Annotated in this window: 13 protein-coding genes and 1 riboswitch; of the genes, 5 read left to right on the forward strand and 8 right to left on the reverse strand. The window is 61.7% G+C overall.

The window, feature by feature from the left end; genetic code table 11:
* Window positions 1-40: 40 nt before the first annotated feature.
* A riboswitch (cobalamin riboswitch) is annotated at window positions 41-229 on the reverse strand.
* 68 nt (window positions 230-297) lie between these two features.
* The 6 genes from V6767_RS08240 to V6767_RS08265 all read right to left on the reverse strand — a co-directional run bounded on the left by V6767_RS08240 (window position 298) and on the right by V6767_RS08265 (window position 4,500).
* A complete protein-coding gene (locus tag V6767_RS08240) occupies window positions 298-807 on the reverse strand; it encodes a DUF421 domain-containing protein (RefSeq protein ID WP_448473023.1) in 510 nt (169 codons plus the stop codon).
* Between the two features lie 119 nt (window positions 808-926).
* A complete protein-coding gene (locus tag V6767_RS08245; RefSeq protein ID WP_448473024.1) occupies window positions 927-1,556 on the reverse strand; it encodes a GNAT family N-acetyltransferase in 630 nt (209 codons plus the stop codon).
* Between the two features lies 1 nt (window position 1,557).
* On the reverse strand, window positions 1,558-2,862 hold the full coding sequence (pncB, locus tag V6767_RS08250) for a nicotinate phosphoribosyltransferase (RefSeq protein ID WP_448473025.1): 1,305 nt from the start codon (window positions 2,860-2,862) through the stop codon (window positions 1,558-1,560).
* A gap of 139 nt (window positions 2,863-3,001) precedes the next feature.
* Window positions 3,002-3,241 (reverse strand): hypothetical protein, encoded by a 240-nt coding sequence (locus V6767_RS08255; RefSeq protein WP_448473026.1) that lies wholly within the window; start codon window positions 3,239-3,241, stop codon window positions 3,002-3,004.
* A 3-nt stretch (window positions 3,242-3,244) separates the two neighbouring features.
* On the reverse strand, window positions 3,245-3,466 hold the full coding sequence (locus tag V6767_RS08260; protein WP_448473027.1) for a hypothetical protein: 222 nt from the start codon (window positions 3,464-3,466) through the stop codon (window positions 3,245-3,247).
* A 74-nt stretch (window positions 3,467-3,540) separates the two neighbouring features.
* Window positions 3,541-4,500: a 2-hydroxyacid dehydrogenase gene (locus tag V6767_RS08265; RefSeq protein ID WP_448473028.1), complete on the reverse strand. Its 960-nt coding sequence runs from the start codon at window positions 4,498-4,500 to the stop codon at window positions 3,541-3,543.
* A gap of 181 nt (window positions 4,501-4,681) precedes the next feature.
* On the opposite strand from V6767_RS08265, the gene V6767_RS08270 reads away from it, so the two are divergent.
* The 3 genes from V6767_RS08270 (at window position 4,682) to V6767_RS08280 (ending at window position 10,276) form a co-directional block, all read left to right on the forward strand.
* Complete coding sequence (locus V6767_RS08270; protein WP_448473029.1) at window positions 4,682-6,043, forward strand: NAD(P)-dependent oxidoreductase; 1,362 nt, start codon at window positions 4,682-4,684, stop codon at window positions 6,041-6,043.
* A gap of 12 nt (window positions 6,044-6,055) precedes the next feature.
* On the forward strand, window positions 6,056-7,369 hold the full coding sequence (gene preA / locus V6767_RS08275) for an NAD-dependent dihydropyrimidine dehydrogenase subunit PreA (RefSeq protein WP_448473030.1): 1,314 nt from the start codon (window positions 6,056-6,058) through the stop codon (window positions 7,367-7,369).
* Between the two features lie 228 nt (window positions 7,370-7,597).
* Window positions 7,598-10,276, forward strand: coding sequence for a bifunctional diguanylate cyclase/phosphodiesterase (locus tag V6767_RS08280; RefSeq protein ID WP_448473031.1), 2,679 nt, complete (start codon window positions 7,598-7,600; stop codon window positions 10,274-10,276).
* Window positions 10,277-10,298: 22 nt separating this feature from the next.
* Here the strand turns inward: V6767_RS08280 and V6767_RS08285 are convergent, their stop codons facing one another.
* Together V6767_RS08285 and V6767_RS08290 are read right to left on the reverse strand one after the other, a co-directional pair.
* On the reverse strand, window positions 10,299-11,207 hold the full coding sequence (locus tag V6767_RS08285) for a glycosyltransferase family 2 protein (RefSeq protein WP_448473032.1): 909 nt from the start codon (window positions 11,205-11,207) through the stop codon (window positions 10,299-10,301).
* A gap of 74 nt (window positions 11,208-11,281) precedes the next feature.
* On the reverse strand, window positions 11,282-11,917 hold the full coding sequence (locus V6767_RS08290; protein WP_448427877.1) for a TetR family transcriptional regulator C-terminal domain-containing protein: 636 nt from the start codon (window positions 11,915-11,917) through the stop codon (window positions 11,282-11,284).
* A gap of 219 nt (window positions 11,918-12,136) precedes the next feature.
* On the opposite strand from V6767_RS08290, the gene V6767_RS08295 reads away from it, so the two are divergent.
* Window positions 12,137-13,384 (forward strand): Zn-dependent hydrolase, encoded by a 1,248-nt coding sequence (locus V6767_RS08295; RefSeq protein ID WP_448473033.1) that lies wholly within the window; start codon window positions 12,137-12,139, stop codon window positions 13,382-13,384.
* A gap of 169 nt (window positions 13,385-13,553) precedes the next feature.
* Window positions 13,554-13,946 carry an endonuclease domain-containing protein gene (locus tag V6767_RS08300; RefSeq protein ID WP_448473034.1) on the forward strand — a complete coding sequence of 131 codons (393 nt, stop codon included), beginning with the start codon at window positions 13,554-13,556 and terminating at the stop codon, window positions 13,944-13,946.
* The last annotated feature ends 199 nt before the right edge of the window (window positions 13,947-14,145 follow it).

Raw genomic sequence — 14,145 nt, forward strand, 5'->3', positions numbered from 1 at the left:
CGACGGACGACCGCGCCTGAACAAGAACCCCGTGTTCAAGCATGGGTGACCGGATCGGGCAGGTCTCCTGGCTTCCGCGTCATCGCCTGAATTTCCGTCTTCCCGGACATGTGCCCAGTGACGTGGTGGAAATGGCTCAACGGTTACAGTTGCGGGGGCAGCCGCGGTTTTGAACCGCGTTCCCTTTTCATCCGTTCTTGCGAACGGAACCTGATCCGGGACCTATTTACGGGTCTGCGACAAGCCAAGTCAATGCGGCGGAATGCGGATTTCTGCGGACAAACCTGCGTGGACGACCTACAGGCTTTCGGCGCCGGGAACGCCGGCCAGTTGAGGGTCCTCGGGGCGCTTCACGACGCTGAGCGATCCGTCCGTCTCCAGGATCACCGCGGAGATAGCCTCGGGCTCCGCCGTGCCGGAGGAGCGGATGGCGGCGCGCACCTCGTCCTTAGTCAGTCGTTGACGCTTCATCGCCTTTTCGAGGAAGACCCCATCGCTGAAGACCAGCGCCGGCTCGCTTTTGATCATTCGGCTTACGGCCGACGACCTGACGGAGAGCCAGGTGATGGCGAACTGCAGGAAGATCAGCACCGCAAGCGCCAGAACGCCTTCCGCCAGCGGCACCGATTTGCTGAGCATGACCGTTGCCAGAACCGAGCCGAGCGCGACGGTAACGACAAGATCGAAGGCGTTGAGCTTGCTCAACGTGCGTTGGCCGCTGATCCGCAACATCAGCACCAGCGCAATATAGGCGGCTCCGCCGACCACGAGGACGCGGATAATGCCGTTCCAGCTTTCAAAAAACATGTGTTCTCCCTTTATCAGGAGAGAACGCATGACAGAGCCAAAGGTGTCGGATCGTTTCGCAACGCCGCGACCGGCGACGGGGCAAGGCTTTTGAGAAGACCGCCTTCCCCCGGCGAATCCTACCGTATCGGCCCATCGAGCGGAGGGACGGCGCGGCCGAGATAGACGACGCCGCGCTCGCTCTCGTCCAGCACCTCAAACCCCGAGGCCTGCCAGAATGCGGCGCCGCCGGCCTCGGTCCAACCGGCCCCGACATGAACATGACTGGCCCCAAGTTCCGCGAGCCGCCTTAACGCCGCACCGAGAAGCTGACGCCCAAGCCCGTGGCCGCGGGCGCACTCCAGGAGGTTCATGTGCAGATGCGCCGGATAGGCCTCGACCACTGCCAGCGGCGGCATTTCCGGGTGGTGAAACAGATGGGCGCGCCATTCATCCGGCGACCATTGCGCGCGGCTTTGCGCATCCGGCTCCGGGTAGCGCTTCCTGAGCGCCGGCCACCAGTCTGCCTCCAGCGTCCGCGCGAAGGCCTCGGTATCGGCGGTGCCCACAACATAACCGTAGATGCCCGCCTCATCCTCTGCCACGAAGCAGAAACCGCCATCGACCATGAGATAGGGTGCCGAATAGATGTGGCCGATCATCCGCGGATCGTCGTAAAGGGCGCTCGCATCGCGACCATTGTCGCCGGTTACAAGCGCGATCGCGTAAAGCGCATCGAGATCCTCTGTCCTGCCTTCGCGTATATGCATGTCAGACCATCACCGGATGATCGACCATGTCCTCGGAGCCGAAGAACTTCAGGTAGCGCTCGACCTCCGCCGGATCACCGGTCGCCTTCTGCGGATTGTCGGAAAGCTTGACCGCCGGACGACCATTGGCGTCGGAGACCTTGCAGACGATCGAGATCGGCTTCAGCCCGCCGACGCGATGCGGCGCGCAGCCGATGAAATCATTGGTGAGATTGGTGCCCCAGCCGAAGCTCATGCGCACCCTGCCCTCGAAATGCTTGTAGGTCTCGATGATGGCGTCGACATCCAGCCCGTCGGAGAAGATCAGGATCTTCTCGCGTGGATCGCGGCCCATCTTCTTCCACCAGGCGATGATCTTCTCGCCGCCTTCGATCGGCGGCGCGCTGTCGGGGCGGAAGCCGGTCCAGTCGGCAACCCATTCCGGCGCGTTTCGCAGGAAGGCGGTGGTGCCGTAGGCATCCGGCAGCGCGATCAGCAGGTTGCCGCCATAGAGCTTGTTCCAGTCCTGCATCACCTTGTAGGGGGCGGCGGCAAGCGCCTCGTCCGTCTCGGCAAGGGCGGCGGCGACCATCGGCAGCTCGTGGGCATTGGTGCCGACGGCTTCCAGATCGTTATCCATGGCGAGTAGCACATTGGAGGTGCCGGTAAACGCCGAACCGATGCCTTCCTTCAACGCCTCCACGCACCAGCGCTGCCAAAGGAAGGAATGCCGCCTGCGAGTGCCGAAATCGGATATTCTGAGCCCGTCGAGCGCCGCCAGCCGCTCGACCTTCGACCACATCTTGGCCTTGGCGCGGGCATAGGTGACGTCCAGCGTGAACAGGCCGATGCCCTTCAGCGCCGCGCGCGAACGCAACTCGTTGATGATGCACAGCGCCGGGATCTCCCACATCGTGGTTTCCATCCAGCGGCCGTGAAATGTGAGCTGATACTGGCCGTCATGGCGCGTCAGCTCATATTCGGGCAGGCGGAAATTGGCGAGCCAGGTCAGGAATTCGGGCTCGAAAATCTGCGAGCGGCCGTAAAAACTATTGCCCGCAAGCCAGATCATTTCCTTCTTGGTGAGTTTGATCTCGCGGGCATGGTCGAGCTGGGCGCGCAGCTCCCCCTCGTCGATCTCGTCGGCAAGGCGGACGGAGGCGGTGCGGTTGATCAGCGAGAAGGTGGCATTGACGTCCGGATAGAGCTTCCAGATCATCTGCAGCATCAGCAATTTATAGAAATCGGTATCCAGAAGGCTGCGGATGATCGGGTCGAGCTTCCAGCTGTGATCATAGACCCGTGTGGCAATATCGGTCTTGGCCATCGCCTCCCGCTCCCTTCAGGCGTCATTCGCGTGAAGGGCGGTCATGCGCCCCTCAGGGCCCATGATTTAGCCGCTCTGTTATCGGAAATCCAGAGCGCGGCGGCGCTTTTGCTCAAACCGAGTTTAACCGGACGGACATCTAGTCGGCGGCTGGAGCGACCTGTTCGGCGTCCTCGGTCACGGTCTCCACGTCCGGGCTTGCGCCCTTAGGCGCGAACAGTTCCATCACCGCCCAGACCACCAGAGCGAGCGCGATCCCGCCGCCAAGAACATAAATCAGGCCGCGGCCCCGCTCGGACTGTCGCGCCTCGTTAGGGGACAATTCGGACTTTCCGGTTTCCGGTTCATTGGTCTGGTTGGGTTTGTTCGGTTCAGTCATCAATCACTCCACTGCCGTCGTATCGAAAAGCCATTCCGCGCCGCCCCAGATCAGGACGACGCCGACCATGATCGCAATCAGGATCATGATCACCGTCTGCCCGCGATTGAGATGCCGGCTTTCGGTCGGCGACACGCCGCCATTGTCTTCTTTGTTCTGCGGATAGTCTTCCTCACCCGGATATTTGACGGGGCGGACTTCCTTGGGATCGAAATGCGTTGCCATGACTTCCTCCTTGCCTGCCACTTACGGGTTCAGCTGAAGGAAAAACGTCAAGGCCGCGCCGATTGTTCCGTTTCTCAGTAGCCCCGCTTCCGGCCGACGACATGCTCGAGCGGCTCTCCAGCCTCGAACCGCGCGATCTGGCGTTCGACATGGGCAAACAGCGCGCCGATATCGCTGTCGGCTGCCACATGCGGGGTGATCACGACGTTTTCGCGATCCCAGAGCGGGCTTTCGGCGGGAAGCGGCTCGGTCTCGAACACATCGAGCGATGCGCCGCCGAGAAGGCCCCGATCGAGCGCCGCGACGATATCGGCCTCCACCTGCGAGCCGCCGCGGCCGGCATTGATGAACACCGGCGCGCCGAGCGGACCATCGCTTTTCAGCTTTTCGAACAGCGCCAGATTGAAAAGGCTCGTGGTCTCAGCCGTCAGCGGCAGCAGACCGACCAGAATATCGGTCCTGGCGAGGAAGGCATCGCGGCCCGCCTCATCGAAGGTTTCGATCCCTTCAATGCTCTTGGCCGTCCGCGACCAGCCGATCACGTTGAAACCCATCATCTTCAGCTTCACCGCCGCATCGCGGCCGAGTTCGCCAAGCCCCATGATCCCGACCGTCACCGCGCCGGCCTCCGTCTGCGGCAACGGCTGCCAGCGCCGGACCTTCTGGCTGGCGCGATAGGCGGCGACCTGGCGCAGGTGATAAAGGCACTGCAGCACAACATATTCGCTCATCCGCCGGGTCAGCGAGGGATCGACGAAGCGCACCAGCGGGACCTCCGGCAGGCCTTCCAGCGCCAGAACCTTGTCGACGCCCGCCCCGCCGGAAAACAGTACATCAAGGTTTGTCGCGCGGGAAAACAGGTCGGCGTCCGGCTGCCAGAGCACGGCGTAGCGACAATCGGAAAGGTCGCGCCCGGCATTTTCCGCCGCGCCGAGATCGATGACCTCGCGACCGGCAAAATGGCGCTTTAGCGCGGCGACGACGGCGGCGCGGTCGGAGAATTTGAGATCAATCAGCAGCGGCGGTTTGGTCATGACGGCTTCCGGCAAGTTTTGCGAAGCCGACAGACACCATGTTTTCGACGCGATGATCAACAGCAAAGATGAACAGCGGACCGAGGAAACGGCAAGCTCACCCAAACTTTTACCGTTTGATAAATATTTATTTTCGCGGTAGCATTTCCCCAACAACCACCAATAATTGGGGAACATTGCTATGCGAGAATTGAACCCGGCCCTGAAGGGCGGGCGACTTGCGCCCGATTCCTATAAGGGCAATTTTTCCGACCTGCACCCTCCGCTCGACCGGCACGAGGCGGCGGTGGAGGCGGATCGCTGTTATTTCTGCTACGACGCGCCGTGCATGACGGCCTGTCCCACCGCGATCGATATTCCGCTGTTCATCCGCCAGATATCGACCGACAATCCGCTGGGCGCGGCCAAGACCATCCTCGATCAGAACATTTTCGGCGGCATGTGCGCCCGGGTCTGTCCCACCGAGACGCTGTGCGAGGAAGCCTGCGTGCGCAACACGGCAGAGGAGAAGCCGGTCGAGATCGGCCTGCTGCAGCGCTATGCCACCGACACGGCGATGGCCGAAAACAGGCAGTTCTACACCCGCGCCCATGAGACCGGAAAGCGCGTCGCCGTCGTTGGTGCCGGGCCTGCGGGCCTTGCCTGCGCCCATCGCCTCGCAATGGCCGGTCACGATGTCATCGTGCTGGAAGCGAAGGACAAGGCCGGCGGGCTCAATGAATACGGCCTTGCCGCCTACAAGACGGTCGACGATTTCGCCCAGAGGGAAATCGAGTATCTGCTGGAGATCGGCGGAATCGAGATCCGCGGCGGGCAGATGCTCGGGCGCGACTTTACCCTCGGCGAACTGCGCCGCGACTATGATGCCGTCTTCCTCGGCATCGGCCTTGGCGGCGTCAACGAACTCGGCGTCCCCGGCGAGGACCTTGCGGGATGCGAAAACGCCGTCGATTTCATCGCGGCGATCCGCCAGGCCGACGATCTTTCCGAGGTCGCCGTCGGCAGCCATGTCGTGGTGCTCGGCGGCGGCATGACCGCCATCGACGCGGCGGTGCAGGCGAAGCTGCTGGGCGCCGAAGAAGTCACGCTCTGTTACCGACGCGGCGCGGAGGCCATGGGCGCCTCGAAATTCGAGCAGGAGCTTGCCGCCTCGCGCGGCGTGTTCATCCGGCATTTTCTGGCGCCGAAGGAAATCCTCGGCGAGGACGGCAAGGTCGCCGGTGTTCTGTTCGAGCACACCGAAGTCCGGGACGGCAAGCTTGTCACCACCGGCGAGACCGGCGTGATCGCCGCCGACCACGTTCTGAAGGCCATCGGCCAGACGTTTCTCACCGAGCATCTGGAGGGCCTGAAGCTGGAAAACGGCCGCATCGCCATCGATGCCGAGGGCCGCACCTCGCTGCCAGATGTCTGGGCCGGCGGCGACTGCGTGAAGAAGGGCGAGGACCTGACGGTCACTTCTGTCGCCCAGGGGCGAGACGCTGCGATTTCCATCAATCACGTTCTGGCGGGCGAAGCACCGCTTGTGACGGCCGTGGCCTGAGGAGAGAAGACAATGGCTGATCTTTCCAACAATTTCGTTGGCATCAAGTCGCCCAATCCGTTCTGGCTCGCCTCCGCGCCGCCGACGGACAAGGCCTATAATGTCGAGCGCGCCTTTCGCGAGGGCTGGGGCGGTGTGGTCTGGAAGACGCTCGGCGAGGAAGGCCCGCCGGTGGTCAATGTCAACGGCCCGCGCTACGGCGCGATCTGGGGCGCGGATCGCCGCCTTCTCGGCCTCAACAATATCGAACTGATCACCGACCGCGATCTCTACACCAACCTTCGTGAGATCAAGGAAGTGAAGATGCGCTGGCCGGATCGCGCCATCGTGGTGTCGATCATGGTGCCCTGCGAGGAGGAGAGCTGGAAGGCGATCCTGCCGCTGGTGGAGGAAACCGGCGCGGATGGCATCGAGCTCAATTTCGGCTGTCCCCACGGCATGTCCGAGCGCGGCATGGGCGCAGCCGTCGGACAGGTGCCGGAATATGTCGAGATGGTGGTGCGCTGGTGCAAGCAATATACCCGCATGCCGGTGATCACCAAGCTGACGCCGAACATCACCGATATCCGCCAGTCCGCCCGCGCGGCGCACCGCGGCGGGACGGATGCGGTGTCGCTGATCAACACCATCAACTCGATCGTTTCCGTGGATCTCGACAATTTCGCCCCCAACCCGACGGTCGGCGGCAAGGGCACCCATGGCGGCTATTGCGGCCCGGCGGTAAAGCCGATCGCGCTCAACATGGTGGCCGAGATCGCCCGCGATCCCGAAACCGCCGGCCTGCCGATCTCCGGCATTGGCGGCATCACCACCTGGCGCGATGCGGCCGAGTTCATGGTGCTCGGCGCCGGCAATGTGCAGGTCTGCACGGCGGCGATGACCTATGGCTTCAAGATCGTTCAGGAAATGATCTCCGGCCTGTCGGCCTATATGGACGCCAAGGGCTTCCGAACGCTGGACGAGCTTTCCGGTCGCGCGGTACCCAACGTCACCGACTGGCAGTATCTGAACCTCAATTCCATCACCAAGGCCCGCATCGACCAGGATGCCTGCATCAAATGCGGCCGCTGTCACATCGCCTGCGAGGACACCTCGCATCAGGCGATCACGGCGATGGTCGACGGCGAGCGTCACTTCATGGTCAAGGAAGAGGACTGCGTCGGCTGCAATCTCTGCGTCAACGTCTGTCCGGTGGAAAACTGCATCGACATGGTGACGCTCGCACCGGGCGAGAAGGACCAGCGCACCGGCGAGCTTGTCTCGGCCGACTACGCCAACTGGACCACGCACCCCAACAATCCGATGGCGGCGAAAGCAGCCGAGTAATAGCAAGGGGCAAAGCATCTCCGACATTTGAAGCCGCGGGGCCATTTTCCCGCGGCTTTTTTATTTTAGCTATAATTAAATAAGCTAAAATAGATACCAATAATATTATAGTTAACTATAAACAATATTCGGTCGATATAGTATTTTTTTAAATTTCATCGTCTATAATCCGCTCTTATTTATTAGACTTTCGCGATGTTTATCGCCAGGGATAACGGACAGGACGGCATGGCAGGACCGGCGAAGGCGGCCAGACGGTGGGGCATCATTCCGAGCGACATGCTCGCCTTGGCGGCCACGGTGCTGGTGCTTGCCTCGATGTATTTCACCAACCACGAGCTGGATTCGAACTTCACCCGAAACCTCCGTCTGCAGACGGCTGAGAAGATTGCGCTTTCAAGCGCGAGGGTAACGAGCGGAATCCGCGAGAACCTGAAGCTGGTGGAGGGCCTTGGCCTTGCGATCTCGCTCGAACCGGAGATCTCGCCGCGCCGGTTCGAGAATCTCGCGTCGAAACTGCTGGAACAGGATTCGGCGCTGGAAAGCGTTGCGCTCGCGCGCGACATGACCATCGAGATGGTGTTTCCCTTTGCCGAAAACCGAGAGGCGATCGGCCTCAGTTATACTGACCGCCCTGAACAGATGGCCGCCATCAACAAGGCGCTGCTGAGCCGCAAGCCGGTGGTCGACGGCCCGATAGAGTTGGTGCAGGGCGGCAATGCGCTGGTGGTCTATTACCCGCTCTATGACGGTCCCGATAACGAGTCCTGGGGCATTCTCACATCGCTTGTCAATTTGGACCGCCTGCTTTCCGGCAACACAGTGGCCGCCGCCCATCCCGAGCTTGCAATCGCCGTCGGCAAGGACGGAGCCGACGGCCAGCCGACACAGATCCTTTCCGGCGGTGAGGCCATCTTCGCCGGAGACCCGGTCACGCAGACCGTGGAACTCGCCAACACCCACTGGACTATAGCGGCCATTCCGCGCGAGGGCTGGCGAGAACCTTTAGGCCAGCGGCTCACGCGTCATCTGCTGATCGATTCGATCGGCATCCTGATCATCGCCTTCATGGTCGGCATCGCCAAGCTGATGCGCGAGCGCAACCGCAACATCGCCGCCCTGAGAGGTCGCGAGGCGGAGCTGCAATACCTGTCGCAGCGCATGCAGTTCGCGCTGGAAGCCTCCCGGATCGGCGTCTGGGATATGGATGTCGAAACCGGAGAAGCGATCTGGGACGAACGGATGTACGCGCTTTACGGCGAGCGCCCCGACAGCGGCATGAACGGCGTCGAAATCTGGTCCCGCCACTTGCACCCGGAGGACCGGCAGCTTGAATTCGAGAGGCTGGAGCAGTTCCTGGCCACCGAGCAGAATTTCCGCAGCGATTTCCGCATTGTCCTCAACGACGGCTCGGTGCGTCACCTTCAGGTTTTCGGCGGGTTCTACCGCGACCTCGACGGCCGTTCGCATGTGGTCGGAGTCAACTGGGACATCACCGAGGATATCCGGCTGCATGAGGACATCAAGCGTGCGAATGCCGAGACCCAGGAAAAGAACCGGGAACTGGAACGCGCCCAGGCGGTTTTGCGGCATAATGCGCTTCATGACGGGCTGACCGAGCTTCCCAATCGCAGCTTCCTCGAAGCCGCGTTTGTGAAGGGCGAGGAGAAAGCGCCGGTCGAGCCACCCTACGCCGTGCTGCATATCGATCTCGACCGGTTCAAGGAAATCAACGATACGCTCGGCCACAGCGCCGGCGACGCGATGCTGCGCCATGCGGCGAACATGCTGCGTTCCATCGCCGGACCGAGGGATTTTCTGGCCCGTGTCGGCGGCGACGAGTTCACGCTGGTCACGCATTGGAGCGGCGATGCCGAAAAGCTCTCCCGCCGCGCCCAGGACATCATCCGCGCGCTTGGAAAACCGCTGCAATATGGCGAGCATCAGGTGCGCGTTTCGGCGAGCGTCGGCATTGCCTGGATGGATGACGAGGCGAGCTCGATGCGCGAGGTGCTGGTCAATGGCGGGATCGCGCTTTACGAGGCCAAGCGCATGGGCCGCAATCAGGCCGTGGTTTTCGACGCCGCGCTGCGCAACATCGCGATCACCAACAAGAAGGTCGCCGACGAACTGCTGGTGGCGCTGGAAAACGACCAGTTCCAGGTTTTCTATCAGCCGCAGATTTCAGCCCACACGCTGGAAATCGAAGGCGCCGAGGCGCTGGTGCGCTGGCGCCATCCCGAGCGCGGCATGCTGGCGCCGGGTCACTTCATCCCCACCGCGGAGACCACCGGCTCGATTGCGCGCATTGATGCGGTAGTGCTGAAGAAGGCCGCCGCCCAGCACAAGGCGTGGTGTGAGATGGGCATCGCCGTGCCGCATGTTTCCGTCAACATCTCCGCCCAGCGCCTTGTCGATCCGGGACTTCTGGACAGCATTCGGGAGATCGCGCCGAAACCCGGATCGCTATGCCTCGAACTGCTTGAATCGATCTCCTTCGATGAGCAGGGCACCAGTCTGGAAACCAGCGTCGCCCAGATCAAGGCCCTCGGCGTCGATGTCGAGATCGACGATTTCGGCACCGGCTATGCCTCGATCTTGAGCCTGCTCGCGCTCGAACCGAAGCGCCTGAAGATCGACCGCCAGCTCGTCTTCCCGATCACCACCGGCCAGAGCCAGCGACGGCTGGTCGCCTCGATCGTCGAGATCGGCCAGGCGCTCGGTATCGAGGTGATCGCCGAGGGCGTGGAGACACTGGAACACGCCAGGATCCTGCGCGATCTCGGCGTCGACGCGTTTCAGGGCTTCTTCTTCGCCCCGCCGCTCGACAACGAGGCCTTCGAACGCTTCGCGCGGGAGCGTCGATGGGTCGAACAGTTTGAGGACGGTCCGGCAGAAACGAGTTGAGGGAAAGCGTCCGCCGAACGCGCTATCGGGCGCCCAGCGCGGCTGACGCCCTCTGGTGACAGGCAAGCATATAGCGATCGAGCATCTGCCGGTCTTCTCCCGCAGGCGAAGCCTTCTTCCACGCAAACGCCCTTTCGAGAATGGCAAGGCCGCGCCGCAATTGTTGCGCCGACAGTCGTGGCGGGGACGCCCAGTTCAGGAGCGGCGAAAGCGCCCGGCACTCCTCCGCCGTCAGTTGCGGATAGAACAGCGCGATGATGCGGGCGCGCCTTCCGGCAATCGCGGCATGGGCATGGCCGCCACCAACGGATTGCTGCCCCTGGTGGACGCGATAGCGCGTAAGAACGGCATCGAGATTGGCGAAACGCCCCCCCTGCATCATCATTTCCACCCAGAGACCCCAATCGGCCGCCCCCTTCAGTTTCGGATCGAACCGGAGTCCGGCGTCTTCGACAAAGGCGCGCCGATACATGACGGTCGGATTGTAGATATGTGAGATGCCGGCCAGGAGCTGCATCTTGATCTGGCCGTCCTGCAGCGGAACGACGGCTTTGGTGGACGCATGGCCGAACACCTCCATCATACCGCCCAGCACTGTAATATCGCCATGCGCCTCCAGGTAACCCACCTGCTTTTGCAGCCGGTCCGCAAGCGCTATGTCGTCCTGGTCGATATGGGCGATATAGGCGCCCTGCGCCAGACGATAGCCCGCGTTGGTTGCGACCGCCGAGCCGCTGTTTCTGGCGAGGCGGCGGTAGGTCAGGCGCGGGTCGGAAAAGCGCGCGATCATTTCGCCGGAACGATCGATTGAAGCATCGTCAATGATAATGAGTTCGAAATCGTAAAATGTCTGATGAAGTATAGACGAGATACTTTCAAACAGAAATGCCTCGCCGTTGTAGACGGGCATGATGACAGAAACCTGCGGCATCCTCGACACCCACCAGCGTTATGACCGAATGCAACCTTAAGATAATTCCATGCATCGCGCCACATCTCTTGCGTTTACCGCACAATCAGCCCGTTGACGAACAGCGTTTCGAGGTAGCGCGCCGCATCCTCGAACCGGCCTTCGCCCGCCAGCCCCTCGCCGAGAACCGCGCGCACTTGGACATCGAAATCTGCATAATGCTGTGTCGTCGCCCAGATCGAGAAGATCAGGTGATAGGGGTCGACCTTGCGTAGCTTGCCGGCCTTCTGCCAAGCGCGGATGACCTTGGCCTTCTCATCGACCAGATCCTTCAGCTCGCCCTTCAGAAAGGCCTCGGTATTGGGCGCGCCTTGGATCACCTCATTGGCGAACAGCCGGCTTTCGCGCGGAAAATCGCGGGCCATTTCCAGCTTGCGGCGGATATAGGAGCGCAGCTCCGCCTCCGGATCCTTGTCGACGTCGAAAACGCGCAGCGGATCGAGCCAGATGTCCATGACGCTTTCGATAAGCGCGGAAAACATCGCTTCCTTGGAACGGAAGTAATAAAGCACGTTGGGCTTGGACATGCCGGCGACTTCTGCGATCTGGTCCACGGTCGCGCCGCGGAAACCGTTTGCCGAAAACACGTCGAGGGCCGCTTCGAGAATCACTTCTTCCTTCGCAACCTGGATGCGTGTGCGCCGCTGCGTCTTCGCCGCCCGTGCCGTCATTTTCGCCCGCTTTCTTCTCGTTCCGCCCAGCATTCCATAGACTGTTTCTGCCCAAAATCAATTCACGCCAAAATGTTAGGCAATTTCTTCCAAATTTGCCGCCGAATTTCATATTGATCTCTTGAGCCTTGCGATGGAAGCTGTAAAGTTTACCAACCGGTCAAAAACACCAAAGACGCCGCAAGGGCGCAAATGGGAACAGAGCCAGGGGAGCAGAAAATGGCGGCAGGCGAGAACATGCGGATCAATGGCGACCGCCTTTGGGACGCGCTGATGGAGATGGCGAAGATCGGCCCCGGCATTGCCGGCGGCAACAACCGCCAGACGCTGACCGATGCCGATGCCGAGGGTCGCGCGCTGTTCAAGACATGGTGCGACGAAGCCGGGCTTACCATGGGCGTCGACAAGATGGGCACCATGTTCATGACCCGCGCCGGCACCGACCCGGATGCGCTGCCCGTCTATGTCGGCAGCCATCTCGACACCCAGCCGACCGGCGGCAAATATGACGGCGTGCTTGGCGTGCTCTCGGCGCTGGAACTCGTGCGTACGCTCAACGATCTCGACATCAAGACCAAACACCCGATCGTCGTCACCAACTGGACCAATGAGGAGGGCGCGCGCTTTGCTCCCGCGATGATGGCCTCGGGCGTGTTCGCCGGTGAGCTGACCCTTGACTATGCCTATGGCCGCAAGGACCACGAGGGAAAAAGCTTCGGCGACGAGCTGAAGCGGATCGAATGGGTCGGCGATGAAGAGGTCGGCGCGCGCAAGATGCACGCCTATTACGAATATCACATCGAACAGGGCCCGATCCTGGAGGCCGAGGAAAAGCAGATCGGCGTTGTCACCCACTGTCAGGGCCTGTGGTGGCTGGAATTCACGCTCACCGGCAAGGAAGCGCACACCGGCTCGACGCCGATGGCGATGCGCGTCAATGCAGGCCTTGCCATGGCCCGCATACTGGAAATGGTGCAGAAGGTGGCGATGGACGCCCAGCCGAATGCCGTTGGCGGCGTCGGCCAGATGGTGTTCAAGCCGAATTCCCGCAATGTGCTGCCCGGCACCGTGACCTTCACCGTCGATATCCGCACCGTCGATCAGGACAAGCTCGACGGCATGCGGGCTAAGATCGAGAAACAGGCGGCCGAAATCTGCGAGGCGCTCGGCGTCGGCTGTTCGGTGGAAGCCGTCGGCCATTTCGACCCCGTCACCTTCGATCCCGAACTCGTCGGAAATGTCCGCGAGGCGGCCGTCGAACTCGGCTATTCCCACATGGACATCGTCTCCGGCGCCGGCCACGACGCCTGCTGGGCCGCCAAGGTGGCGCCCGCCACCATGGTCATGTGCCCCTGCGTCGACGGATTGTCGCATAACGAGGCCGAGGAGATTTCCAAGGAATGGGCGGTTGCCGGGGCGGATGTGCTGCTGCGGGCGGTGCTGAAGACGGCGGAGATTGTGGAGTGACGGCGGGCGCCGCACCCTCACCCGGCGCATTCGCGCCACCCTCTCCCCAGGGGGAGAGGGGGAGCGTGGGGCATGCTCTGAATTTCCGAAAAGCGCTGTCATTGGACGCGAAGCGCCGCCCCTTCTCCCCTGAGGGGAGAAGGTGGCCGAAGGCCGGATGAGGGGGCTCATGCCAAACGCACGCACCCAATTTGCACGCGCGCTACGCCGTAACGAAACGGATGCTGAAAAAGCGCTTTGGCGGGAGCTTCGGGGCCGTAATCTGAACGGTTTCAAATTCGTGCGACAATATCCGATTGGCCCTTATATCGCTGATTTCGCCTGCCGGGAAAAAGCGCTTGTCGTTGAACTGGATGGCGCGCAACATGCCGAAAACACGAGAGATGTGGAGAGGACGCGTTATATCAACAGAGCAGGCTTTTCAGTTATACGATTCTGGAACGAAGAAGTACTCAGAGAAAGAGACGACGTGCTCGAAACCATCGTCGCAATTCTCGAAGACCGCCTGACCGAATCCTGCGACGCCACCCGCTTCTCACCCACCACGGAGCAACTCCATTGAAGTCCACCCAAAAGCCCCCGCTCCGATCCCGCGGCTTCATTGGCGCCCGCCCCGCCTCATTGGTCGCCGCCGATACCGCGCCTCAGAAGCTTTCCGGACCGGCCCGAAGCCGGGGCGTGAACAAACCGAATCTGACCGGCACACCGAGAGGACTTGAAGACAACATTCCGCCGCGGCCAAAATGGCGGATCAAATGAAC

Source organism: Martelella sp. FLE1502 (genome assembly GCF_053484255.1).